Genomic DNA, 23,751 nt, shown 5'->3' with positions numbered 1-23,751 from the left:
TGCGGCGGCCGGCGGGCGCTGCGAGGGTCGACGGATGCCAAGGATGGACGGCGCCGACGTGCGCGACGCGGCCGAGGAGATGACCCGGGTCCTCGACCCGCACCGCGACCGCGACTGGTCGGTGCCCGCCGGCACGCTGCGCTGGACCTGCTGGACCACCGCCGCGCACGTCGCGCACGACCTGCTCGCGTACGCCGGTCAGGTGACCGGCCGACCCGACGACGCCTACCTGCCGTACGACCTGCGGGTCTCCCCCGCCGCGACGCCGGCGCAGGTGCTGGCCGTGGTGCGCGCCTGCGCCGGCCTGCTCGCCGCGGCGGTCGACGCGGCGCCACCGGAGACCCGGGCCTGGCACTTCGGCCCGTGCGACCCCGCCGGCTTCGCCGCGATGGGGGTGGCCGAGACCCTGCTGCACACCCACGACATCACCCTCGGCCTCGGCGTGCCGTGGCAGCCGCCGCGGCGGCTGAGCGCGCTGGTGCTGCGGCGGCTGTTCCCCGACGCCCCGCCCGGCGCGGCACCCGAGGTGCTGCTCTGGATGACCGGTCGTGCCGAGCTGCCCGGCCGGGCACGACGCACCTCGTGGGCCTGGCGCGCCGCGCTGGACTGACCGAGGCTCAGCTCACCCGCGGGGCGGGCAGCGAGTGCCGGTGGCCGTCGCGGGGAAACGGCGGAAACGCCGCCAGCACCTCCTGGAAGACGTAGCCGCTCTTCTCCGCCACCCGACAGGAGGCCGAGTTGTCCACCTGGTGCAGCAGGTCGAGGCGCTCCAGCGCGGGGAACCGGTCGAACGCCCACCCGCTGAGCGCGGTGACCGCGCGCGGGGCGACGCCCCTACCGCGTGCCCACGCCGCCGTCCAGTAGCCCACCTCCGCCGTCGGCCCCCCGGGCGTGACCCGCTTGAGCACCACGCACGCCACCAGCCGTGGACCGTCCGCGGCGCCCTCCAGCACGGCGAAGGTGAACCGCCCGCCGTCGTCCCAGGCCTGCCGCGCCTGCTCCAGCCACTGCCGCCCCTCGTCCGCGGTGGTCAACGGGTGCTGCGTCCACCGTTGCAGCACCGGATCCCGGTACGCCTCCAGCAGCGCGTCCAGGTCGTCGTCACGCCAGGGCCGCAGGACCAGGCCCGGTGCCGACGGGGTGGCCACCGCTCGCAGCTCGATCGACATGGGCACATTCTGCCTGCACGCCTACGTCTCGCCGGGGGTGACCAGGCCCGCCTCGTAGGCCACGACCACCGCCTGCGCCCGGTCGCGCAGCGACAACTTGGCGAAGATGCGGGCGACGTGCGTTTTCACCGTCGCCTCGCTCAGGGTCAGGACCCGCGCCAGCTCGGTGTTGGACAGGCCACGGCCGAGCAGGATGAGCACCTCACGCTCGCGGGGCGTCAGTGCGTCGAGTTCCCGGCGGCGTCCCGGCTCTTCGGTCGGGCGCCGCTCGGCCGCGGCGAAGCGCTCCACGAGCCGCCGCGTGATCGACGGGGCGAGCAGCGCGTCGCCAGTGTCGACGAGCCGGACGGCGTTGGCGAGATGCTCGGCCGTGACGTCCTTGAGCAGGAAGCCGCTCGCGCCGAGGGAGAGTGCCGTGTACACGTACCGGTCGAGGTCGAACGTCGTCAGCATGAGCACCCGGCAGTGCGGGCTCCGCTCCAGGATGCGGCGGGTGGCCTCCAGCCCGTCCATGACCGGCATCCGGATGTCCATGAGCACGACGTCGGGCCGCAGCCGGCGTTCGGCGGCCACCGCCTCGGCGCCGTTGGACGCCTCGCCGACCACGTCGATGCCACGCGCGGTCAGGATCAGCCGGAAGCCCGTACGGATCAACTCCTGGTCGTCGGCGATGAGGACACGCGGCGCGGCGGTGGCCTCGGGTGCTGTCACGGCTGGTCCAGCGGGATGCGCGCGCGAACCCGGTAGCCGCCGCCGAGGCGCCGGCGCGCGTCGAGGTCGCCACCGTAGACCGCGACCCGCTCCCGGAGCCCGAGCAGGCCGCGCCCGGCGCCGTCACCGCCGCGCCGCTCCCGTGGCACGGTGCCCGTGCCGGCCAGGACGCTCGGACCGACGTTGAGCACCTCGACCCGCAGGGAACGGTCGGCGTATCGGATCGTCACCTCGGCCCTGCCGCCGTCACCGTGCTTGAGCGCGTTGGTCAGCGCCTCCTGCACGATCCGGTACGCGGTCACGTCGATGCCCGGCAACAGGGGGCGTGGCTCACCGGAGATCCGCACCTCCACCGGCAGCCCGGCGAACGCGATCCGATCGACGAGCACGCCGAGTCGGCTGAGGCTCGGTTGTGGCTCCAGCCGCGTGCCACCGCCCACCTGACCGTCCGGACCGTCGGAGCCTTCCGGGCCTTCCCGGCCGTCGGCCGACGGCGCGAGCAGGCCGAGCAGGTGTCGCAGCTCGGTCATCGCACCCCGCCCGGCGCCCTCGACCGCTTCGAGGGCCGCGGCTGCCTCCGCCGGCATGGTCGTGAGGATCTCGCGCGCCGCGCCCGCCTGCACCACCATGATGCTGACGTTGTGGCTGACGATGTCGTGCAGCTCGCGAGCGATCCGGGCGCGTTCGGCGTCGACGGCGGCGCGGGCGACCCCTTCCCGGTCCCGTTCCAGGAGCCAGCCCTGACGCTCGACGGCGCGCCGGTGCAGCTGCCGCACGCGAACCAACCCGAGCCACAGCCATCCCGCGCCCGCGCAGACCAGCACGAGGGCGACAGCCAGCCACGTCGTCCCGGATGTGCGCACCCCGATACCCTCGCAGACCACCGTGCGGTGCCGCATCATCCTGTGTGCCCAGCGCCGTACATCCCGCGGATGACGACCTCGGCGGGTTGCATCCCCGGAGGGATGCCCGGCCGGTGCCGCCGACCGTAGCTTGCTGCCATGACCAGAGACACGACCGTCGTACAGCTCGACGGAGTCCGCAAGGAGTACGGCGACACCACCGCCCTCGACGGCGTGTCGCTGTCGGTCCGGGCCGGTGAGGCGGTCGCCGTGATGGGCCCGTCCGGCTGCGGGAAGTCGACGCTGCTCAACATGATCGCCGGGCTGGACCGGCCCACCACCGGCAGGGTGGTCGTCCAGGGCGAGGATCTGGGCCGCAGGAACGAGACGGGGCTGGCGCTGTTCCGCCGGCACCGGATCGGCATGATCTTCCAGTTCTTCAACCTGCTCGACGACCTGCCGGCGCTGGACAACGTCGCCCTCGCCGCCCAACTGACCGGCAGCAAGGCCGGGCTGGCCCGCAAGCGGGCCCTGGAACTGCTCGACGAGTTGGGCATCGCCGACCGGCGCAACGTGTACCCGGCAGCGCTGAGCGGCGGCGAGCGGCAGCGGGTCGCGGTCGCCCGGGCCCTGATGAACCGACCGGCACTCCTGCTGGCCGACGAGCCGACCGGCGCACTGGACAGCCAGGCCGGCGAGCAGGTGATGGACCTGCTGCTGGACCTCAACCAGATCGGGCAGACGCTGCTGATCGTCACGCACGACGAGCGGCTCGCCACCCGGTGTGCGAGCCGCGTGGTGGAACTCGCCGACGGCCGGATCGCCCGCGAGCGCACCCTGGAGAAGGCATGAGCGCGGTGTGGCGGGCGTCCCGCGCGGCGGTACGCCGCCGCCGGCTGCAGACGTTCGTGATCGGCCTCGTCGTGCTGCTCTCCACCGCGTCCATCGTGGTCGCCCTCGCGTTGCTGGACGCCTCGTCGGCACCGTTCGACCGGGCGTTCGCGGAACGCCGGGGTGCGCACGTCGTCGCGACGTACGACGCGGCGGCCGTCACCGACGCGCAGCTCGCCGAGCACCGGCCGGACGTCACGGCGGTCGCCGGCCCGTTCCGGCAGGCCACCGTCGACACGTCCCGCGACGGGAACGTACCGCCCCTGCAGGGCCGCCCCCTCAGCGTCGTCGGACGCGCCGACCCGGGCGGTCCGGTCGACACCGTGGACATCTGGCACGGGCGCTGGGCCACCGGGCCGGGTGAGATCGTGCTGAACGAGGCGCCGCCGGCCGCCGGCTACCGGGCACAGTTCCGGCCCGAGGACGACCGGATCACCCTGGCCGACGGCACGACGTTCACCGTGGTCGGCCGGGCCTACAGCATCAGCCGGACCGCCGACGCCTGGGTGGCGCCGGACCGGATCGCCGCGCTGCGCCCGACGACGACCCAGATGTTGTACCGCTTCGCCGACGCCCGCACCACGACCGAGGTCGACGGGCACGTCGCCGCGCTGCGGGCCGGGCTGCCGCCGGACGCGCTGATCGCCGCCCAGTCGCACCTCGTGGTCAAGGAGGCCATCGCCGCCGGGCCCGGCGCGTACGTGCCGTTCCTCGTCGCCTTCGGCGTTCTGGGGCTGATCGTGGCGGTCCTCATCGTTGGCAACGTCGTCAGCGGTGCGGTCGTCTCCGGCTACCGGCACATCGGCGTTCTCAAGGCGATGGGGTTCACGCCACGGCAGGTGGTGGCGGTGTACCTCGCGATGGTGTCCGTGCCGGCCGTCGTCGGCTGCGTCCTCGGCACGGTGCTGGGCGATCTGGGTGCCCGCCCGCTGCTGCGGTCCGCGTTCCTGGGGCTGGGTTTCGGCGCCGAGGTCGGCGTCGCGCCGTGGATCGACGTCGCCGCGCTGGTGGGAGCACCGGCGGTCGTCCTGCTGGCCGCACTCGTGCCGGCGCTGCGCGCGTACCGGCTGTCGGCGGCGGAGGCGATCAGCGCCGGCAGCGCACCGCGGCCCGGCCGCGCGCTGCGGGTGCAGCGGGCGCTCGGCGGCACCCGGCTGCCCCGCGCCGTCAGCCTCGGCCTCGGCCTGCCGTTCGCGCGCCCGGCCCGGACGGTGCTGACGATGGCGGCGGTCGTGCTCGGTGTGGTCACCGTGACGTTCGCGACGGGAATGTCGGAGACGGTGCGCCGCTACTCCGATCTCACCGACCTGAACGACACCCCCATCGCGGTACGGCCGTTGCGCCCGGACGGGGGTCAGCCGGTGACGCAGCGGTCGGTGCCGGAGGTGGAGCAGCTGCTGCGCTCGGTGCCGGGCACGACGCGGGTGGCCGGCGGACTGGACCTGGAGGTGTCGATCGTCGGGGACCGTGAGCCGGCCACCGTCTACTTCGTCCGGGGCGACGTGCCGGCCATGGGTTTCCAGGACCAGATCGTCGCCGGGCGCTGGCTGCGCGGCCCGGACGAGATCGTCGCGCCCTCGACCGTCCTGCACGACCACGGCCTGTCCGTCGGTGATCGGGCCACCGTCCGATTCGGCGCCGGGCAGCGGTCCGTGACCGTCGTCGGTGAGATCATGTCCACCGCGCCCGGCTGGCCGAGGCTGGTCGCCGGCTGGGACACGTTCGAGCGCCTCGCGCCGGACTACCGGATCCTCCCCCACGAGATGTACTACGCGCTCGCCGTGGCGCCGGGCACCGACACCGGGCAGCATCTCGCAGCGATCCGCACCGCCGATCCCGGGCTCGACGCCTGGGACAACAGCGGCTCGAACTCGTACACCACCGCGGTCGTGGCGCTGTCCACGGTGCTCACGCTGCTGCTCGGGCTCGTCGCGGCGCTCGGCGTCTTCAACACCGTGGTGCTCAACACCCGTGACCGCCGTCGGGACCTGGGCATGCTCAAGTCGATCGGGATGACGCCCCGGCAGGTGGTCGTGATGATGGTGACGTCGATGGCGGCGCTGGGGGTGGTCGGTGGCCTGCTCGGCGTACCGCTGGGGGTGCTCGCGCACCGCGTCGTGGTGCCGGTCACGGCGGATGCGGCGAACCTGAGCCTCGCGAAGGCAATGCTTCAGGTGTGGCAGCCCGGCGGACTCGCGTTGCTGGCCCTCGCCGGCATCGCGATCACGGTCCTCGGCGCGCTCCTGCCGGCCCGGTCGGCGGCGCGGCTGACGATCGCGGAGGTGCTGCACAACGAGTGACCGGGCCTGGTCAGCGCACCGCCGCCGCCGGGCGGGTCAGGTCGCCTGGTGGCGGCGCCACGGCAGCCACGCCCACCAGGACCGGCGTGCCGGTGCGCCGGCGGGCGCCGGCCCCGGCGCGTCGGTGGACGTCCGAGATCCGCCGCTGGCGCGCTCGGCGCGCCAGCGGCGGACAACCTCGTCGGCGTTCACCGGCCGCACCACCACCCGGGGGCCCTCGGGGTTACGCAGCCACGCCACGATCTGCGCGTTCAACTGCCCCACGAAGTCCCGGACGGACTGCTCGGTGGGCAGGTCGCGGACCTCGGCGGGGACCTGCTCGATGCGCCGGCGCAGTTGCAGCGGCGTGGGCAGCAGCAGGTCACTGGGCAGCGCCTCGCGCTCCAGAAAACTCTTGATCCACCACGACTCGTCGTACGGCATTCCGCGGCCGGGGATCGGCTTGCCCATGCCGGGCAGGTCGTCGAACTCGCCGCGTTGCACGGCCCCCTGGATCTGCCCCTCCACGGCCGCTTCCCACGCTTCGGTCACCCCGCGGCACCTCCCCTGGCCACCGTAACGCGCCGCCTCCGGCCGACAGCGCACACCGCAACTGGTCAGCGCGGTCGGAGCCGTGACCATTCCCGTCGGCACCCCGCCCCGGCGTGGTTTCCGCCCGAACGACCGGTTCCGCCCCGGCGCAGGCCACAGCCCGGCAGGTGGTTCTGGGCCGGGATGACGACCCGGCCCTACGGTCGGTGCGAGAGTCGGTGAAACCGGGGGGTCGTCGTGGTGGGTGCGGGTGCGTTGCTGGGTATCGCGCTGGTGGCGTTGGGGCTGGTGCTCACGCCCGGCCCGAACATGGTCTACCTGGTGTCCCGGTCGGTGGCGCAGGGCCGCCGCGCCGGGATGATCTCGCTGCTCGGGGTGGCCGCCGGGTTCGGCGTCTACCTGGCCGCGGCGGTCGCCGGGCTGGCCGCCGTCTTCGTCCTGGTGCCGGCGTTGTACGCGGTGGTGAAGCTGGCCGGCGCCGGGTACCTGCTCTGGCTGGCCTGGCGGACGCTGCGTCCGGGCGGGCACTCCCCGTTCACGCCCGCGCCCCTGCCGCTGGACCGGGCGCGACGGCTGTTCACCATGGGCCTGGTCACCAACCTGCTGAACCCGAAGATCGCCATCCTGTACGTCTCGCTGCTGCCGCAGTTCGTCGATCCGGCGCGGGGGCACGTGGCGGCGCAGAGCCTGCTGCTCGGCCTGACCCAGATCGCCGTCGCGTTGAGCGTGAACGCGCTGATCGTCCTCAGCGCCGGCGCGCTGGCCGGGTTCTTCGCCCGCCGGCCGCTGTGGCTGCGGGTGCAGCAGTGGGTGACCGGCACGGCGTTGGCCGCGCTGGCCGTCCGCATCGCCACCGACCGCTCCCGCGCGGCGATCGCCACCCCCTGACCGCGGTCCGCTACGGCTTCGGGCTGCTGCCGGCCGTGGCGATGCTCGCCGCGCTGCTGCCGGCAGCTGACGGCGCGGGAACGCCGCCCGGGCCCCGGCACTAGACTTCGCCCTCGATGGACGCCCAGCCCACCCCCGCCGAAACCCGCCCGTGTGCCCACTGTGGACGGCCGGTGCCGCAGCGTGTCGGCGCGGGTCGGCCGTTCCGCTACTGCCGGGACAACGACGGCGCCTGCCAGCGCGCCTCCCGCAACAGCCGGATGCGCCACCGCAACGCTCCCGGCCTGCCGGGTCAGGTGGCCCGCACCTGGGAGGCGGTGGACCGGCTCGACCAGATCGTCGAGACGTTGACCGAGGCGCTGCACGCCGAGCTGTCCCCGGTGGGTGTGCAGCGGCAGCTGGCCCAGGCTCGCGCCGAGGCCGCCACCGAGATCGCGGCGGCGCAGACCGAACGCGACGAAGCCCGCGGTGACGCCGAGGACGCGGCGGCCGACGCGGCGCGCGCCCGCGAGCAGGCCCGCGAGGCGCGCGCCGACGCCGACGACGCGCGGCAGCGGGCCGAGCGGGCCGGGCAGCAGGTCGCCGCGGCCGACGAGCGGGCGCAGCGCGCCGAGGCGGCCCGCGACCGGGCCCGGCACGACGCCAGCGCCGCCGAGGCGCTGCGGGCCCAGGCCGAGCGGGACCGCGACGAGGCGCGCCACGAGCTGAGCGGCCTGCGTGCCGAGCGCGACACCGAGCGGCGGCGGGTGGCGGACCTGACCGTCGAGCGCGACGCGGTGCGCGCCGACGCCGAGCGGGCCACCCGGGCCGCCGCGGAGGCGACCGAGCGGGCCGGACGGTGGCACGCCGAGGTGCAGGACGTGCGGCGCCAGATCGACCAGGCCCGCGCCGACGCGGCACGCACGCGCACGGAGGCCGCCGACGCGGCCCGGGCGCGGGAGCAGGCCGACCGGGCCCGCGACCGCGCGCAGGTCGCCGCGCGGGAGGCCGACAACGCCCGGCAGGAGGCCGCCGAGCTGGCCGCGCAGCTGCGCGCGGAACTGGCCGCCACGGCCGCCCAGCGCGACACCCTCGCCGCCGAGGTGGCCGCCGCCCGGCAGGCCGCGGCCACCGCCGAGGGCCGGCTCACCGCCCTGGCGGTACGGCTGGAGGCCGCCGAGACCGACCGTGACCTGGCCCAGCGGCGGGTGGCGCAGCTCGGCGACCAGGTCAGCGACCTGGCCCTGGCGCTGGCGCGGCTCGGCGCCGCCACCGCAGACGAGGCCACCCGCTGACGCGGGCGGTCAGTGGATACCGGCCATCAGCGCCCGGATGTGCCGGGCGAACATCACCGCGCCCAGCCCGAACGCCACCGACGCCAGACCGAAGGTGAGGAAGTAGGTCGACTCGGACCAGGCGTCGGCGAGCCGCGCCACCTGCCCGCCGATCGCGTCGCCGACGGCGGTGGCGAGGAACCACAGACCCAGCATCTGGCTGGCGTACTTCACGGGCGCCAGCTTGGTGGTGGCGGACAGGCCGACCGGGCTCAGCGACAGCTCACCGGCGACCTGGACGGCGAAGACCGCCACCAGCCACCACGGGGACACCAGGTCACCGCCGACGGCGGCCTGCGCGGCGGCGGCCATCAGCACGAACGACAGGCCGTTGAGCACCAGACCGACGGCGAACTTCACCGGCGTGGACACCCGGTTGCCCACCCGCAGCCAGAGCAGCGCGAACAGCGGCGCGCCGATGATGACCAGGATGGGGTTGACCGACTGGAGCCAGGACGCCGGGAAGGTGAAGCCGGCCACGTCGCGGTCGGTGCGCTCGGCGGCGAAGATGTTCAGCACCGACCCGGCCTGGTCGTAGATGAGCCAGAACGCGGCGGCGAACACGAACAGCCACAGGTACGCCTTCATCCGGCTGCGTTCGGTCGCGCTCAACTCCCGGTCGGTCATGATCCGCGTGAAGTAGCCGATGGTGACCAGCACGGTGACCGCGGTGAGCAGGTTCACCACCGTGTTGAGGGTGAACAGCCCGACCAGCGCGAGGACGGCGACGATCACGACGAGCGCCGCGACGGCCACACCGGCGCGGGTCAGCGCCCGGCGGCGGTCGGCGCCGAGCAGCGGGTCGGCCGGTCGGTCCCCGGCGTCGCCCAGGTTGCGCCGACCCAGCACGTACTGGATCACGCCGAAGGTCATCCCGACCGCGGCGACGGCGAACCCGAGGTGCCAGTTGATCTTCTCGCCGAGCAAGCCGGTGATCAGCGGGGCGATGAACGCGCCCAGGTTGATGCCCATGTAGAAGATCGAGAAGCCGGCGTCGCGGCGCGGGGAGTCCCGGTCGTACAGGGCGCCGACCATGGTGGAGATGTTGGGTTTGAGCAGGCCGGTGCCGAGGACGATGAGGGTCATGCCGGCGAAGACGCTCCAGCGGGTGGGCACCGCCATCACGTAGTGCCCGGCGGCGATCACCACCCCACCCCACAGCACGCTGCGCCGGGCGCCGATCAGCCGGTCGGCGACCCACCCACCGGGCAGCGCCATGAGGTACACCATCGCGTTGTACGTGCCGTAGACCGCGTTGGCGCTGGACTCGCTCAGGCCCAGCCCGTCGTCGGCGGCCTCGGCGGTGAGGTACAGCACGAGAATCGCCCGCATGCCGTAGAAGCTGAACCGCTCCCACATCTCGGTGAGGAAGAGCGTGGCCAGTGCCCGGGGGTGACCGAAGAACGTCCGCCCGGTGGGGACGGAACGCTCGACCGGGACGTCATGGGCCATCGCAACCTCCGCTGCACTCGGGCGGTTAACATCCCCGGTGGCAGCCGAAACACTCCACCGTTCCGCCCCGGCCGGGATCACCTGGCCGGGTCACCGTCCTGGCCGGCTACCCTTGGTCCCGGCTCACCCGTGGACGCCTCACGCCCTCGGGCGGGAATGGCTCGACGGGTACGCACGGTTACACCCAGAAGACCAGCACCACGAACGAGGGGAAGTCGATCATGGGCGAGCGTATGCTGCGCGGAAGCCGGCTGGGCGCGGTCAGCTACGAATCCGACCGCAACACGGAGCTCGCGCCGCGTCAGACCCGCGAGTACCTCTGCGCCAAGGGCCACCAGTTCGAGGTGCCGTTCGCCGTCGACGCCGAGGTCCCGACGACCTGGGAGTGCAAGTTCGACGGCAGCGTCGCCCGACTCGTCGACGGCAGCGAGCCGGAGCAGAAGAAGGCCAAGCCGCCGCGTACCCACTGGGACATGCTGCTGGAGCGGCGTTCGATCGCCGAGCTCGAGGACATCCTCGCTGAGCGGCTCCAGGAGGTTCGTACCCGCCGCGGCCGCGCCTGAGCCGCAACCCGCACGACACGGCGCCCCCGGGATTCCCCGGGGGCGCCGTCGTGTCGGTGGGTCAGTTGCGGCCCGGCTCGATGATCTCGCCCTCGATGGCCCGGCCGCCGTCGACGACCACCGGCTGCTCCGGTTGGGGACGGGGTGTCGGTTGCGGTGCTCCCTGGCGCACCCGGACCGTGCGGGGGCCGAACAGGTCACCGGCGACCATCGACGACACCCGCCGCTCGGTGGTGCGTTGCACCCCGGCGCGGGCCAGCCGCCGCACCGGCGGCACCAGCAGCAGCAGCCCCGCCAGCCCGCTGACCAGACCCGGCACGGCCAGCAGCAGCGCGCCGCCCAACCCCACGAGCCCGTCGGTCACCTGCCGGCCCGGGGGTTGCCCGGCCGTGGCGGCGGAGCGGAAACCACGCCAGGCGCGCATCCCCTCGCGACGCAGCAGCACCAGCCCGAGCAGGGACGCGGCGAACACCAGCAGCACCGCCACGCCGAACCCCAGCGCCCGCCCCACCAGGACGAACACCGCAAGCTCCAGCACCACCGCCAGCAGCAGGGCCAACGGTACGAACCTCAGTCCTCGGCGCATCTCACCTCATCGCCATCCCGCGACACAGAAACGTGTTCCGCCCATCCAGCATGACACGGCCGCGCTCACGGCCACCGCACCTGACCGGTGGGGGTGCCGTGCAGGCCCCGGCGTACCGCCTGCCGGCGGTCCTGCACCCCCCAGGTGGTGATCCGCCACAGCGCCTCGGCCACGATCCGCGGGCTCATCTTGCTGTCCCCGCGCTCCCGCTCGGCGAACGTGATCGGCACCTCCACGATCCGCACCCCGGCGTGGTGCGCGAGCCGGGACAGCTCCACCTGGAACGAGTAGCCCTGCGAGCACACCGACGCCAGGTCGATGGCGTCCAGCGCGGTGAGCCGGTACACCCGGTAGCCGCCGGTGGCGTCGGAGACCGGCATGCCCAGCGCGAGGCGCGCGTACAGGTTGCCGCAGCGCGACAGCAGCAGCCGCCGCAGCGGCCAGTTCACCACCCGCGCCCCGTTGGTCCACCGCGAGCCGATCACCACGTCGGCGTCGCGGGCGGCCCGCAGCAGCGCCGGCAGGTCCTCCGGGGCGTGCGAGCCGTCGGCGTCCATCTCCACCACGGCGTGGTAGCCGTGCTCGCGCGCCCAGTCGAACCCGGCCAGGTACGCCGCCCCGAGGCCCTGCTTGCCCTCCCGGTGCAGCACCTGCACGTGCGCGTCGGCGTCGGCGAGGGCGTCGGCGAGGGCGCCGGTGCCGTCGGGGCTGTTGTCGTCGGCGATGAGGATCTGCACCGCCGGGGCGGCCCGGCGGACCCGGGCCACGATGGCGGCGATGTTGTCGGCCTCGTTGTAGGTGGGGATCACCACCAGCACCCGGCCCACGCCGGGCACCTCGTCGGGACGCCGGATCGTATCGGTCGCCTGGATCACGGTTCCTCCGCTCCCGCCGGCGTACCGGCTGCTGCTATCCGGTCAGGATCCGCTGCCGTCGGCGCAGCACCGCCGCGCCGACCAGGGCGGCCGCGGCCAGCCCGGCCAGCGCCAGCTCCGGCCACCAACCGAGCCGGGTGGCGAGGGTGCGCCCGTCGTCGAGCCGCATCTCCCGCACCACGACCTCCCGGGTGTTGAACCCGGTGGCGTCGCTTACCCGCCCGTCGGGGGCGACGAACCCGGACACCCCGACCGTGGAGGCCATCAACGCCGGACGGCCGTGCTCGACGGCCCGCAGGCGCACCATGGCCAGCTGCTGGCGGGCCTCCGCCACGTCGAAGGTGGCGTTGTTGGTCTGCACCACGAGCAGCTGCGCGCCGCCGGTGACGGTGTCGCGGACCACCTCGTCGTAGGCGACCTCGAAGCAGATCACGTCGCCGAGCACCGCGGGGCCGGCGCGTACCACGCCCGGGGTGCTGCCGGGAACGAAGTCGTTGCGGATCAGGTCGACCTGCTTGCTGACCATGCGGGCGACGTCGCGCAGCGGCACGTACTCGGCGAACGGCACCGGGTGCCGCTTGGTGTACAGCTGGCTGAGGTCCGCGCCGGTGTCGGGCCGCCACAGGATGCCCGCGTTGCGGACCTCGCCGGGGCCGGGGCCGAGCAGCACGGCGCCGACCAGGATCGGCGCGCGGACGGTGTCGGCGGCCTGGGAGATGCGGGCCCCGGCGGCGGGGTTGCGCAGCGGGTCGATGTCGCTGGAGTTCTCCGGCCACACCACCAGGTCGGGTTGGCGCTGCGTGCCGGCGGCGACCCGCGCGGCCAACTCCAGGGTGGCGTCGACGTGGTTGTTCAGCACCGCCTGGCGTTGGGCGTTGAAGTCCAGGCCCAGGCGCGGCACGTTGCCCTGCACGATCGCCACGGTGACCGGTGCGCCCGACCCGGCGGTCGCGACCGGCACCAGCAGGCCCGCCGCGCCCAGCGCCACGGCGACGGCGGCCGGTACGGCCACCGGCAGCCACCGGCGCGCGGGCGGCTCGCCCGAGGGTGCTGTCCGGGCGGCGGCCCAGCCCCGCCAGGCGGCGGTGACCAGCAGCCCACCGATGAGGGCCACGGCGAACGTGACCAGCGGGGCGCCGCCGAGCGCGGCGAGGCGCAGCAGCGGCGAGGAGTCCTGGCTGAACGCCAGCCGCCCCCACGGGAACCCGCCGAACGGGGTGCGGTCACGCAGCGCCTCCTGCCCGACCCAGAGCAGCCCGGTCAGCGCCGGCCACGCCCAGCGGCGGCGGTCGGCCAGCGGCGACACCCAGGCGGTGGCGGCGCCCAGCAGGGCCAGGTAGCCGGCCTGCAACAGCGACAGCAGCACCCACGGCAGGTAGCCGGTGTGCAGGTTCGTCCAGGCCAGCAGCGGCGCGAACAGCGCCACACCGGTGAGGAAGCCCAGGCCGGCGCCGGCGCGCAACCGGCGCCGGTGCGCCGCGGCGGCCAGCAGCGCCACCCCGACGGGCGCGAGCGGCCACACCCCGTACGGCGGGAACGCGACCAGCAGGGCCAGCCCGGCGGCCACGGCCATCGGCGCGGCGGCCTTCAGCGGCAACGGCCGGCCGGCGGCTGCCGGCCGGGGCGGCACCGCCGGGGCGTGTGTCTCGTCCCGGTCCAGTGTCGTCACCGCAGCTTCCCCTCGATCACGGGGCGAAGGCTACCTGGCCGACGGGGGTGTCGGCCGCATCGGGCCCTCGGGGACGAACCACCCGGCGGACATGAAATCGGGGCGCGGCTCGCGCCGCGCCCCGATGCTCCCAGGCCCTCCCCGGCCGGTGCGGCGAGGACGAGGCACGCCGACCTTCGGACCGACCGGACGCGGACTGGCTGCCCCCGCCGGGCCGTTGTCTACTGGCCGTGCACCTCACCCTGCCCGTACACCGGTAACCGCGACCGGTTCGCGCCGCCCCGCCGACCCCCGCCCGCTGGACCTGGCCGCCGCGACGATGACGCTGAAACTGTCGCTCGGCCAGCGGACGAAGGGACGAAGCGAACAACAGCCGCTTCCCGTGGTAGGACTCAAAGACGGTACGTGTTGCACCCCGTACCCTGTCAACCCACCCCCGGCCTGTCGTGTCTTGCACCACGGCGTGTCGGGTCGGCGTGTCTCAATGGGTGCGCAGGTGGTGGCGCAGCAGAGCCCCCGCGGCCGTCGGATGCTCCTCGGCGAGCAACCCGCCGGCGGCCAGGACGTAGTCGGTGTCCACCACCGGCCGGGCGGCGCGCGGCAACGCCCACCCGCCGGCGTGGTCGCCGAGGACGGCCGTCAGCACCCGCCCCGCCGTGTCGGCCGGGGCGTGCCGCAGCACCCCGCCGGAGCCCACCAGCAGCCGCACGTCGCGCAAGTCCCGCCCGGAGCGTTCGCCGGTGGCGGCGCCGCGGGCGTGCCGGCGCAGCGCCACCGTGGCCGCGAGGGTGGCGATCCGGGCGTCCACGGCCCGCTCGGCGTCGTCGGCGGCCAGGAACGCCGGGTCGGCGGCACGACGCGCGGCGGCCGCCGCCAGGTCGTCCTGTTCACCAGGGGTGAGCAGCCGCTCCTCGGCGGCGGCCCGCACGACACCGGGGGCGCTCCACCGCATGCCCAGGTCCCCCTCCACCGTCCGCGCCCGCCACAGGCTGCCGGCGACCTCCCGGCCCGGCCCGGTGGCCCGCTCGTCGGGGGTGAGCACCGAGTACACGTCGGTGGTGGCCCCACCCACGTCGACGACGGCCAGGTCCCCGCCGAGGGTGTCGGCGAGCACCTCCACCCCGGTGAGGACCGCGTCGGGGGTGGCCGCGCGCACCAGCCGCGCGAACCGGGTGCCCCGCGACAGCCGTTTCCCGCCGATGACGTGGCGCAGGAACACCGCGCGGATCGCCGCCCGCGCCGACGCGGGGGCGAGCACCCCGATGCGGGGCAGCACGTTCTCCGCCGCCGTCACCGGCACCCCGGCGCCCTCCAGCAACCCGGTCAGCTCGGCGCGGACGTCGCCGTTGCCGGCGAGCACCACCGGCACCCGCCAGCGGGCCCGGGCCAGCCGGGTCGCGTTGTGGGTGATCGTGTCGGCGTCACCGCCGTCGGTGCCGCCGACCAGCAGCACCACGTCCGGTCGGGCGGCCCGCAGCGCCGCGAGATCCGCCTGCCCGAGCCGCCCGGCCGCCACGTGCACCACGTGCGCCCCGGCGGACAACCCGACCCGCCGGCCGGCCTGCGCGGTGACCAGCGGCTCGTAGCCGATCACGGCCAGCCGCAGCCCACCGCCGGCCGACGAGCAGACGTACCACGGCACCTCCCGCACGCCCAGCCCGGCGGTGGCGGCCGCGACCGCGGCGTCCAGGCCGTGCAGCACGTCGCTGCCCACCGTGGTGGGCGCGGCAGCCGCGCCCACCAGCACACCGGCGGCCAGGTCCACCACGGCCGCCTTGGTGTACGTGGAGCCGACGTCCGCGCAGACCGCCAGGGTCACGACGCGGCGGGAACGACCACGGTGCCGGTCGCGGTGACCGCCACGATCGGCGGGTCGAGGACCTCGGCGGCGGACTCGGAGCGGTCCGGGCGGCCCCGGCACACCACCGCGCAGCTCAACTCCAGCGTGCGGCTGCGGGTGCCGACCCGCGACACCTGCGCGGTCACCTCGACCACGTCACCGGCGCGGATCGGCGCGGTGAACCGCACGTCGGAGTAACCGGCGAACAGGCCCTCGTCGCCGTCGGTGCGGATGCACACCTCGGTCGCCACGTCCCCGAACAACGCCAACGCGTACGCCCCGTCGACGAGGTTGCCGGCGTAGTGGGCGTGCGAGTACGGCACGTACCGCCGGTGCGTCACGGTCAACCCGAGCCTGGAGTCGGTCATACCATCGCCTTCCGCTGCGTGATCAGGGCGTGCACCAGGTAGCTGGCCACCTCGCCGGGCGTGGTGCCCCGGCCGAAGATCCGGTCCACGCCCAACTCGTCGGTCATCGTCTCGTCGAACCGGGGACCGCCGACGATCAGCAGCGGCCGCCGCCCGGCCGGCATCGCCTCCCGGAACGCCGCCGACATCTCCCGGGTGTTGTGCAGGTGCGCGTCGCGTTGGGTGACGACCTGCGACACCAGCACCGCGTCGGCCTTCTCCACCCGGGCGGCCTCCACCAGCTCCGGCACGCTGACCTGCGCGCCCAGGTTGGTGACCTTCAACTCCCGGTAGTACTCCAGGCCCTTCTCCCCCGCGATGCCCTTGACGTTGAGGATCGCGTCGATGCCCACCGTGTGCGCGTCCGTGCCGATGCACGCCCCGACCACGGACAGCTTGCGCCGCAGCCGCTGCTTGATCACCGTGTTGACGTCCTTGGCCGACAGCAGCGCGAAGTCCCGCTCCACCACCTGCACCGCGTTGAGGTCGACCAGGTGGTTCACCCGCCCGTAGACGACGAAGAACGTGAACTCGTCGCCCATCGGCTTGGCGTGCACCACCATCGCCGGGTCGATGCCCATCCGGTTGGCCAACTGCACCGCGCCGCCCTCGGCCCGCTTGTCGTGCGACACCGGCAGGGTGAACGACACCTGCACCATCCCGTCGCCGGTGGTGTCCCCGTACGGCCGCACGATCGCCTTCCTGACCTCGCTCACGCCGCCGCCTCCAGGATCTCGGTGGCCGGGTTGCAGTAGTCGGCCTCGTGCGCGGCGACCCCGGCGAGGCCCTTGCCGCGGTCCGCCGGCCGCTTCATGATCCCGAACGTGCCCTCGGCGATCGCGGTCAGCAACGTCTGCTCCCCGATGCGTTCCAGCAGATCCAACGCCTCACCGAGGACCTGGTTGGCGCGCCGCCGGATGAACCCGCCCGGCGCCGGCACGAAGTCCTCGTGCAGCCCACCGGCCGCGCCCAGCACGTACCGCACGTTCTGCAGGGCGATGTCCCGGTCGGACAGCCACGGCGTCACCACGGCCTCGGTCATCATCCCCACCAGCAGGATGCCCTGACCGGTCAGCGTGCCCGCCAGGTTGAAGAACCCGTCGAGCAGGTTGCCCCGGAACACGTCGCCGGTCATGTGCTTCGTCGGCGGCATCCACTTCAGCGGGGCGTCCGGGAACAGCTCCCGGGCCAGCAGCGCGTGCGCCAGCTCCAACCGGAACGACTCCGGCACCTCCGGGTTGATCTCGAACGCGTGCCCCAGCCCCAACTGCCAGTCCGCCAGGCCCGCCTCGTGCGCGAAGAACTCGTTGAGCAGCTGCGACACCGTCACCGTGTGCGCCTCGTCGACGGCGTCGGCCGTCGTCAGGTAGTTGTCCTCACCGGTGTTGATGATGATCCCGGCGCGGGCGTGCACCTGCCGGGAGAACCGCTGGTCGACGAACGTGCGGATCGGGTTGATGTCGCGAAACAGGATCCCGTACATCGAGTCGTTCAGCATCATGTCGAGGCGTTCCAACCCGGCGAGGGTCGCCATCTCCGGCATGCACAGACCGGACGCGTAGTTGGTCAACCGCACGTAGCGGCCCAGCTCCTTCGACGACTCGTCCAGCGCCGCGCGCATCAGCCGGAAGTTCTCCTGCGTCGCGTACGTGCCGGCGAACCCCTCCCGGGTCGCGCCCTCGGGCACGTAGTCCAGCAGCGACTGCCCGGTGGAGCGGATCACCGCGATGACGTCCGCGCCCGCCCGGGCCGCCGCCTGCGCCTGCGGAATGTCCTCGTAGATGTCACCGGTCGCCACGATCAGGTAGATCCACGGCCGCTGCGCCGGGTCCCCGTGCCGCTTGACGAGACGGTCGCGTTCCGCGCGCCGCCGGTCGATGCGCCGGATGCCCGCGCCGACCGCCCTGCGCGCCGCCAACCGGGCGGCCGTGGCGGCCCGCCCGCTCGGCAGGGTGAAACGCACCGACCCGGCGGCGGCCTTCTGCGCCAGCAGCGTCACGTCCGTGATGCCCTCGCGGGCCAACGCGTCGAACACCGGCACCGCCACACCGTGACCCAGCCCCACGTCGGCGACGACGGCGTCGACGAGCCGGTTCACCCACGGGATGCCGTCCGGGTCGGCGCCGGTCACCCCGGCCAGGCGCAGCACCGCCCGTTCCACCGACACCGTGGTGTGGCTGCGCGCCAGGTCCACCACCGGCTGCCCAGCTCGGCGCGCCAACTCCCGCGCCCGCGCCACGAGCGCCGGGTCAAGATCAAGCTTTCCGGTCACGACGAACCTTCCTCATAGATGACCTCACCGCGCAGCACCAGGCTTCGGCACACCGGCAGCGGCGTCGGGTCGTCCGGACCCCGCAGCTCCGGGTCCTCGGCCAGCAGCACCGGCAGGCCCCGCTCCACCCCGGCCGGCGTCGACCACACCGCGAACGTCGCCGGCGCACCCAGCGCCAGCACACCCTCGACGTCGAGGTGCACCGCCCGCCACCCGCCGCGCGTGTGCGCGGCGAACGCCGCCCGCACACTCATCCGCTGCGCCGGGTTGTGGTGCGCCGCCGCCGCCCGCACCGACCCCCACGGGTCCAGCGGCGTCACCGGCGAATCCGACCCGAACGCCAACGCCACGCCCACCCCGTGCATCGCGCCCATCGGGTTGGACTCCAACGACCGGTCCAGACCCAGCCGCGACTCGTACATCCGGCCCGCGCCACCCCACAGCCGGTCGAACGCCGGCTGCATGCTCGCCACGACCCCGTACTCCACGAACCCGGCGATCAACCGCTTGCTCATGATCTCCGCGTGCTCGATGCGGTGCCGGGCCGCGCGCACCCGCTCCACGCCCAGCGTCCGCGCCGCCGCCGCGAAGCCCTCCAGCACCGTGCCGATCGCCGCGTCCCCGATCGCGTGGAAACCGCCCTGCATGCCGTGCGCCGCGCAGTCCAGCAGGTGGTCGCGGACCTGCTCGACCGACAGGTACCCGTGCCCACAGCCGTCACCGTCGCCGTACGGCTGCGACACGTGCGCCGTCCGCGAACCCAACGCCCCGTCGGCGAACAGGTCACCGCCGGCGCCCACCGCACCCAGCTCCCGGGCCCGCGCCGCGCCACCCAGCTCACCCCAGTACCCGTACACCTCCGGCAGCCCCGCCCCGGAGATGCCCAGCAGGCCGGTGAAGTCCTCCTCGTCGGAGATCTCCGGGCCGCCGCACTCGTGCACCGCCGCGATACCCAGCGACGCCGCGTGCCCGAGGGCCACCCGCTGCGCGGCGACCCGCTGCGCCCGGCTCACCGAGCCCTGCGCCGCCGCCCGCACCACGTGGTGCGCGTCCCGACGCAACCACCCCGACGCGTCGTACCCGGCCGCGGCCTCCGCCTGCGGGCACGCCGCCAGCAGCGCCGACGACACCAACGCCGAGTGGATCGACGCCTGCGACAGGTACACCCGCCGGCCACCGGCCGCCCGGTCCAGCGCCGCCGCGTCCGGCAGCGTCGCATCCGCCCAGCCCGACTCGTCCCAGCCGTGCCCCAGCACCACCGCGTCCACCGGCAGGCCGGCCGCGAACGCGGCCACCGCGTCCAGCAACTGCGCCGCCGAGCGCACCCCGGACAGCTCCAGCCCGGACAACGCCAACCCGGTGTCGGTGGCGTGCACGTGCGCGTCGACGAACGCCGGCGTCACCAGCGCACCACCCAGGTCCACCACCCGGTCGGCGGGCGGCACGTCATCGTCGGTGCCCAACCAGGCGATCCGCCCACCGGAGACCAGCAGCGCGGTCGCGTTCGGGTCGGCGGGACAGTGCAGCACACCGCCGCGGTACAGCGTCGAGGGGTTCGTCATGACCTCAGTCTGCCGCGATCCGCGCCGCGAACAGCCGACGCACCCCCGGCTCGGCGCGCAGCAGCCCCAACGCCAGCTCCGCGTGCCCCGGCACGTACCCGTTGCCCACCAGCATCGTCACGTCCGCCGCCAGCCCCTCGGCGCCCAGCGCCGCGGCCGAGAAGCTCGTCGCCATCGAGAAGAAGATCACCGTGCCGCCGTCGGCGGTGGCCAGCACCGCCCCGTGCTCGCAACCCGGCACGTCCACGCACACCACCGTGACGTCCGCCGGGGTGCCCAGCGCCGTGGTCACCGCCGTGGACAGCGCCACCGGGTCCCGGGCGTCGGCCATCGCCACCACCGAGGCCAGGCCGGCGGCCGTCAGCGCGTCGCGCTCCGCCGCCACCGGCACCACCCCGACGGTACGCGCGGCGCCCGCCCGCCGCGCCGCGGCCAGCGACAGCGACCCACTCTTGCCCGCGCCGCCGATCACCGCGACGCGCACCGGCGTCGGGTCGCCGGCGCGGTGACGCTCCTCGACGTAGCGCGACACCACCCGCGCGGTCAACGCCGGCGCCCCGCACACGTCCAGCACCGCCAGGGACAGCTGCGGGTCCTCGTCGTCGGGCAGCACCGCGGCGATGGAGCGGGCGAACAGGATCGCCCACCCGTCGCAGGGCACCTGCTCGCTGCGCCCGTCCCAGCGGGCCAGCCCGTCGGTCACCACGAGCGGGGTCAGGGTCAGCGACACCAGGGTGGCGACCCGCTCACCCGCCTTGAGCCCCAGCGGGGAGCGCAGGCCGGCCTCCTCGACCGTGCCGATCAGCATCCCGCCGGAACCGGTCACCGGGTTCTGCATCTTTCCCCGGGTCGAAATGATCTCCAGCACCTCGGCGCGGACCGCGTCGCCGTCCCCGCCGTGCTTCTCCGACAGCTGCCGGAAGCTCGCCGCGTCCAGGTTGAGCCGCTGTACCCGGATCCGCACCTCGTTCGGCGCGATCGCGGCGGACGCGTCCAGCCGCCAAGCCGCCTGCGGCAGCACCCCCGCCGGTTCCACGACGCGGTGCAGTCCCACCGGTGACGTCACGCCGACCTCCCCTGTCCGGCCGCCCGAAGCCCCGGCCGGGGACTCGCGTAGCGGGAAAACTTCCGGCAGACTAGTTTCTACACCGGATATTTTCCAGTAGCCTTCGGGCCCGTTGATCAGCCGCAGCACCAAGGAGGGGCCGTGACCCAGACCCAACCGGTTGAGACCATCCCTCAACCCCGTCACGCCCCGGTCGCCGTACCGACCGCCGGGCAGCCGTACGAATACCGCCGCCGCCCCCTGGTCGAACCCGACTGGACCCGCTTCCCCGGCTGGCGCCACGTCACCCGCGACCAGTGGGAATCCGCCCAGTGGCAGCGCGTCAACTGCGTCAAGAACATCAAGCAGCTGCGCACCGTCTTCGGCGACCTCATCGACGAGAGCTTCTACACCGACCTCGAGGCCGACCAGAAGGCCCTGGCCACCATGTCGATGCTGGTGCCACCCCAGATGATCAACACGATGGTGCCGTTCGCGCCCCTCACCACCGAGGCGCTGCTCGCCGACCCCATCCGCCGCTACATGATCCCGGTCGCCTCCGACCGACGCACCGACTGGCCGTCACACCCGTACGCCAGCCGCGACTCACTGCACGAGCACGACATGTGGGTCGCCGAAGGGCTCACCCACCGCTACCCCACCAAGGTCCTCGCCGAACTGCTCTCCACCTGCCCCCAGTACTGCGGGCACTGCACCCGGATGGACCTCGTCGGCAACTCCACTCCCGCCGTCGACAAGCTCAAACTCACCCTCAAGCCCGTCGAGCGCTACGACGCCCACATCGGCTACCTCAAGGCCCACCCCGGCGTCCGTGACGTCGTCGTCTCCGGCGGCGACGTCGCCAACGTGCCCTGGCGCAACCTCGAGTCGTACCTGATGCGCCTGCTGGAGATCGAAACCATCCGCGACATCCGGCTCGCCACCAAGGCCCTCATGGGCCTTCCCCAGCACTGGCTGCAGCCCGACGTCGTCGAAGGCCTGGAACGCGTCGCCCGCACCGCCGCCCGCCGCGGCGTCAACCTCGCCATCCACACCCACGTCAACCACGCCCAGTCGATCACCCCGCTGGTCGCCAAGGCCGCCCAGACCGCCCTCGACGTCGGCGTCCGCGACGTCCGCAACCAGGGCGTGCTCATGCGCGGCGTCAACGCCACCACCCCCGAGCTGCTCGACCTCTGCTTCGCGCTGCAGGGCGAAGCCGGGATCCTGCCGTACTACTTCTACATGTGCGACATGATCCCCAACGCCGAACACTGGCGCGTCCCGGTCTGGCACGCCCAGCAACTCCAGCACGACATCATGGGCTACCTGCCCGGCTACGCCACCCCACGGATCGTCTGCGACGTCCCCTTCGTCGGCAAGCGCTGGGTGCACATGCTCACCGACTACGACCGCGACCGCGGCATCTCCTACTGGACCAAGAACTACCGCACCTCCATCGAGTCCGCCGACCTGGAGGCGCTCAACAAGCGCTACGCCTACTACGACCCGATCGACACCCTCCCCCAGGGCGGCCAGCAGTGGTGGGCCGACCACCGCGACGACTGACCCACCACCAACGACACCCCGGGAATCCCCTTCCCGGGGTGTCGCCCATTCCGGACGGCTACGGTCCCCACCATGGGACACCGGCGGCCCGCCCCCGAACACCACACCGCCGAACGGGTCACCCCCGTCGAGGTCTTCTTCGACGTCGTCTTCGTCCTCACCATCACCCAGCTCACCCACGCCCTCGAGGCGGACCTGACCTGGGCCGGCCTCAGCCGCACCGTGCTCATCTTCGGGCTGCTCTGGTACCTCTACACCGGCTACGCCCGGCTCACCAACCACGTCCCACCCCGGCAGACCACCGCCAAGCTGCTGCTCCTCGCCGGCATGGCCAGCTTCCTGCTCACCGCCGTCGCGCTGCCCGACGCCCTCGCCGACACCGGCCTCACCTTCGCCATCGGCTACCTGGCCGTGGTCGTCGTCCACCTCATCATGTTCATGCGCTCCGACGCCCGCGCCGGCGCACTCCGACTCGCCCCCTACAACCTCGGCGCCGCCCTGCTCATCCTGGCCGCCGCCGCGCTCGACGGCCCCGCCGTCCCCACCCTCTGGGCCGCAGCCGTACTCGTCCAGGCCGTCCTGCCCTACCTGCTCCCCCACCACTCGTGGATCGGTGTCGCCGCCACCTTCCACCTCGGCCCGGCGCACTTCGTCGAACGACACGGCCTGCTCGTCATCGTCGCCCTCGGCGAATCCGTCGTCGCCATCGGCATGGGCGTCCCCGCCGACGAGGTCACCGCCGCCCGGGCCGGCGCGATCCTGCTCGCCCTCGCCCTGCCCGCGGCCCTCTGGTGGGTCTACTTCGCCGACACCCGCCCCGCCGAGACCGCGCTCGCCGAAGCGGCACCCGCCGCCCGCAGCCGAATGGCCGCCCGTGCCTACGTCCTCCCCCACTTCCTGCTGCTGCTCGGGGTCATCCCCACCGCCGCCGATCTGCAGGCCACCGTCGCCCACCCCGACCAGCCCGCCACCCTCGGCGCCGCCCTGGGCCTCGGCGGCGGCGTCGCGCTCTAGCTGACCGGCGTCTCCGCCGTCCGCCGCGCCCTACGCCTGCCCGTCGCCCTCACCCGCCCCACCGCCGCGCTGGCGGTGCTGGCGGTGCTGGCCACCATCCCGGTCGGCGTCGCCCTCCCCGCCACCGTGCAGCTCGTCACCGTCACCGCCGTGCTGATGCTGATGCTGGCGGCCGACGCGCATCGTGCTGGGGCGTTGACGTGAGGGATGCCGCCCAGGGCGTGTGAGCCAGCGGCTGCGCCCCGCAACAGC

Annotated in this window: 22 protein-coding genes; 8 read left to right on the top strand and 14 right to left on the bottom strand. The window is 74.0% G+C overall.

All coding sequences use genetic code 11. The features are described 5' to 3' along the window. Positions 1-43 precede the first annotated feature (43 nt). Positions 44-610 (top strand): maleylpyruvate isomerase N-terminal domain-containing protein, encoded by a 567-nt coding sequence (locus tag AB0K07_RS15270; protein ID WP_363755610.1) that lies wholly within the window; start codon positions 44-46, stop codon positions 608-610. 7 nt (positions 611-617) lie between these two features. Here the strand turns inward: AB0K07_RS15270 and AB0K07_RS15265 are convergent, their stop codons facing one another. From AB0K07_RS15265 to AB0K07_RS15255, 3 genes are read right to left on the bottom strand one after another with little or no spacing between them, the layout of a single operon-like run. After that, positions 618-1,169: a GNAT family N-acetyltransferase gene (locus AB0K07_RS15265; RefSeq protein WP_363755380.1), complete on the bottom strand. Its 552-nt coding sequence runs from the start codon at positions 1,167-1,169 to the stop codon at positions 618-620. Positions 1,170-1,190: 21 nt separating this feature from the next. Further along, positions 1,191-1,880 carry a response regulator transcription factor gene (locus AB0K07_RS15260; protein WP_363755378.1) on the bottom strand — a complete coding sequence of 230 codons (690 nt, stop codon included), beginning with the start codon at positions 1,878-1,880 and terminating at the stop codon, positions 1,191-1,193. After that, a complete protein-coding gene (locus AB0K07_RS15255; RefSeq protein ID WP_363755608.1) occupies positions 1,877-2,677 on the bottom strand; it encodes a histidine kinase in 801 nt (266 codons plus the stop codon). Before AB0K07_RS15255 ends, AB0K07_RS15260 begins: the two co-directional genes overlap by 4 nt. Positions 2,678-2,881: 204 nt before the next feature. Between AB0K07_RS15255 and AB0K07_RS15250 the strand changes: the two genes are divergently transcribed. Together AB0K07_RS15250 and AB0K07_RS15245 are read left to right on the top strand one after the other, a co-directional pair. Next, the gene (locus AB0K07_RS15250; protein WP_363755376.1) at positions 2,882-3,574 is read left to right on the top strand and encodes an ABC transporter ATP-binding protein; all 693 of its coding nucleotides are present in this window, start codon (positions 2,882-2,884) and stop codon (positions 3,572-3,574) included. Beyond that, on the top strand, positions 3,571-5,913 hold the full coding sequence (locus AB0K07_RS15245; protein ID WP_363755374.1) for an ABC transporter permease: 2,343 nt from the start codon (positions 3,571-3,573) through the stop codon (positions 5,911-5,913). Before AB0K07_RS15250 ends, AB0K07_RS15245 begins: the two co-directional genes overlap by 4 nt. Positions 5,914-5,949: 36 nt before the next feature. Here AB0K07_RS15245 and AB0K07_RS15240 read toward each other — a convergent pair whose 3' ends face one another. Continuing rightward, entirely contained in the window at positions 5,950-6,444 is a 495-nt protein-coding gene (locus AB0K07_RS15240; RefSeq protein ID WP_363755372.1) for a DUF1992 domain-containing protein, read from the bottom strand. Positions 6,445-6,681: 237 nt separating this feature from the next. Between AB0K07_RS15240 and AB0K07_RS15235 the strand changes: the two genes are divergently transcribed. Next, a complete protein-coding gene (locus tag AB0K07_RS15235; protein WP_363755370.1) occupies positions 6,682-7,332 on the top strand; it encodes a LysE family translocator in 651 nt (216 codons plus the stop codon). A 116-nt stretch (positions 7,333-7,448) separates the two neighbouring features. Next, positions 7,449-8,606 carry a hypothetical protein gene (locus AB0K07_RS15230; RefSeq protein WP_363755368.1) on the top strand — a complete coding sequence of 386 codons (1,158 nt, stop codon included), beginning with the start codon at positions 7,449-7,451 and terminating at the stop codon, positions 8,604-8,606. A gap of 9 nt (positions 8,607-8,615) precedes the next feature. On the opposite strand, the gene AB0K07_RS15225 is transcribed toward AB0K07_RS15230, so the two are convergent. Next, positions 8,616-10,097: a peptide MFS transporter gene (locus AB0K07_RS15225; RefSeq protein ID WP_363755366.1), complete on the bottom strand. Its 1,482-nt coding sequence runs from the start codon at positions 10,095-10,097 to the stop codon at positions 8,616-8,618. Between the two features lie 221 nt (positions 10,098-10,318). Here AB0K07_RS15225 and AB0K07_RS15220 point away from each other — a divergent pair, with 221 nt between their 5' ends. After that, positions 10,319-10,660: an RNA polymerase-binding protein RbpA gene (locus tag AB0K07_RS15220; RefSeq protein WP_046564157.1), complete on the top strand. Its 342-nt coding sequence runs from the start codon at positions 10,319-10,321 to the stop codon at positions 10,658-10,660. Between the two features lie 61 nt (positions 10,661-10,721). On the opposite strand, the gene AB0K07_RS15215 is transcribed toward AB0K07_RS15220, so the two are convergent. The 9 genes from AB0K07_RS15215 to AB0K07_RS15175 all read right to left on the bottom strand — a co-directional run bounded on the left by AB0K07_RS15215 (position 10,722) and on the right by AB0K07_RS15175 (position 20,925). Next, positions 10,722-11,246 carry an FxsA family protein gene (locus AB0K07_RS15215; RefSeq protein ID WP_363755364.1) on the bottom strand — a complete coding sequence of 175 codons (525 nt, stop codon included), beginning with the start codon at positions 11,244-11,246 and terminating at the stop codon, positions 10,722-10,724. A gap of 65 nt (positions 11,247-11,311) precedes the next feature. Further along, positions 11,312-12,121 (bottom strand): polyprenol monophosphomannose synthase, encoded by an 810-nt coding sequence (locus AB0K07_RS15210; RefSeq protein WP_363755362.1) that lies wholly within the window; start codon positions 12,119-12,121, stop codon positions 11,312-11,314. 34 nt (positions 12,122-12,155) lie between these two features. Beyond that, positions 12,156-13,694 (bottom strand): apolipoprotein N-acyltransferase, encoded by a 1,539-nt coding sequence (lnt, locus tag AB0K07_RS15205; protein ID WP_363755606.1) that lies wholly within the window; start codon positions 13,692-13,694, stop codon positions 12,156-12,158. A 577-nt stretch (positions 13,695-14,271) separates the two neighbouring features. Further along, positions 14,272-15,609 (bottom strand): glutamate mutase L, encoded by a 1,338-nt coding sequence (locus tag AB0K07_RS15200; RefSeq protein WP_363755360.1) that lies wholly within the window; start codon positions 15,607-15,609, stop codon positions 14,272-14,274. After that, positions 15,606-15,998 (bottom strand): hotdog domain-containing protein, encoded by a 393-nt coding sequence (locus tag AB0K07_RS15195; RefSeq protein ID WP_363755358.1) that lies wholly within the window; start codon positions 15,996-15,998, stop codon positions 15,606-15,608. The genes AB0K07_RS15200 and AB0K07_RS15195 overlap by 4 nt, the downstream gene beginning before the upstream one ends. Then, complete coding sequence (locus AB0K07_RS15190; RefSeq protein WP_363755356.1) at positions 15,995-16,753, bottom strand: OAM dimerization domain-containing protein; 759 nt, start codon at positions 16,751-16,753, stop codon at positions 15,995-15,997. The genes AB0K07_RS15195 and AB0K07_RS15190 overlap by 4 nt, the downstream gene beginning before the upstream one ends. Then, entirely contained in the window at positions 16,750-18,309 is a 1,560-nt protein-coding gene (locus AB0K07_RS15185; RefSeq protein WP_363755354.1) for a lysine 5,6-aminomutase subunit alpha, read from the bottom strand. Before AB0K07_RS15185 ends, AB0K07_RS15190 begins: the two co-directional genes overlap by 4 nt. Continuing rightward, positions 18,306-19,871 (bottom strand): amidohydrolase, encoded by a 1,566-nt coding sequence (locus tag AB0K07_RS15180; RefSeq protein WP_363755352.1) that lies wholly within the window; start codon positions 19,869-19,871, stop codon positions 18,306-18,308. Before AB0K07_RS15180 ends, AB0K07_RS15185 begins: the two co-directional genes overlap by 4 nt. 4 nt (positions 19,872-19,875) lie before the next feature. Beyond that, a complete protein-coding gene (locus AB0K07_RS15175; protein WP_363755604.1) occupies positions 19,876-20,925 on the bottom strand; it encodes a zinc-binding alcohol dehydrogenase in 1,050 nt (349 codons plus the stop codon). 153 nt (positions 20,926-21,078) lie between these two features. On the opposite strand from AB0K07_RS15175, the gene AB0K07_RS15170 reads away from it, so the two are divergent. Together AB0K07_RS15170 and AB0K07_RS15165 are read left to right on the top strand one after the other, a co-directional pair. After that, positions 21,079-22,485 (top strand): lysine 2,3-aminomutase, encoded by a 1,407-nt coding sequence (locus AB0K07_RS15170; protein ID WP_363755350.1) that lies wholly within the window; start codon positions 21,079-21,081, stop codon positions 22,483-22,485. Between the two features lie 72 nt (positions 22,486-22,557). Further along, positions 22,558-23,499 (top strand): low temperature requirement protein A, encoded by a 942-nt coding sequence (locus AB0K07_RS15165; protein ID WP_363755348.1) that lies wholly within the window; start codon positions 22,558-22,560, stop codon positions 23,497-23,499. Positions 23,500-23,751 lie beyond the last annotated feature (252 nt).

Source organism: Micromonospora sp. NPDC049301, from assembly GCF_040678715.1.
GTDB lineage: Bacteria > Actinomycetota > Actinomycetes > Mycobacteriales > Micromonosporaceae > Micromonospora.
This window is presented reverse-complemented; position numbering and strand designations above follow the sequence as displayed.

Excerpts from the sequence above, each read along its gene's own strand:
- AB0K07_RS15270 (WP_363755610.1), top strand. The coding sequence starts at position 44 with ATGGACGGCGCCGACGTGCGCGACGCGGCCGAGGAGATGACCCGGGTC.
- AB0K07_RS15265 (WP_363755380.1), bottom strand. The coding sequence starts at position 1,169 with ATGTCGATCGAGCTGCGAGCGGTGGCCACCCCGTCGGCACCGGGCCTG.
- AB0K07_RS15250 (WP_363755376.1), top strand. The coding sequence starts at position 2,882 with ATGACCAGAGACACGACCGTCGTACAGCTCGACGGAGTCCGCAAGGAG.
- AB0K07_RS15245 (WP_363755374.1), top strand. The coding sequence starts at position 3,571 with ATGAGCGCGGTGTGGCGGGCGTCCCGCGCGGCGGTACGCCGCCGCCGG.
- AB0K07_RS15230 (WP_363755368.1), top strand. The coding sequence starts at position 7,449 with ATGGACGCCCAGCCCACCCCCGCCGAAACCCGCCCGTGTGCCCACTGT.
- AB0K07_RS15225 (WP_363755366.1), bottom strand. The coding sequence starts at position 10,097 with ATGGCCCATGACGTCCCGGTCGAGCGTTCCGTCCCCACCGGGCGGACG.
- AB0K07_RS15220 (WP_046564157.1), top strand. The coding sequence starts at position 10,319 with ATGGGCGAGCGTATGCTGCGCGGAAGCCGGCTGGGCGCGGTCAGCTAC.
- AB0K07_RS15215 (WP_363755364.1), bottom strand. The coding sequence starts at position 11,246 with ATGCGCCGAGGACTGAGGTTCGTACCGTTGGCCCTGCTGCTGGCGGTG.
- lnt (WP_363755606.1), bottom strand. The coding sequence starts at position 13,694 with ATGGCCGTGGCCGCCGGGCTGGCCCTGCTGGTCGCGTTCCCGCCGTAC.
- AB0K07_RS15195 (WP_363755358.1), bottom strand. The coding sequence starts at position 15,998 with ATGACCGACTCCAGGCTCGGGTTGACCGTGACGCACCGGCGGTACGTG.
- AB0K07_RS15180 (WP_363755352.1), bottom strand. The coding sequence starts at position 19,871 with ATGACGAACCCCTCGACGCTGTACCGCGGCGGTGTGCTGCACTGTCCC.
- AB0K07_RS15165 (WP_363755348.1), top strand. The coding sequence starts at position 22,558 with ATGGGACACCGGCGGCCCGCCCCCGAACACCACACCGCCGAACGGGTC.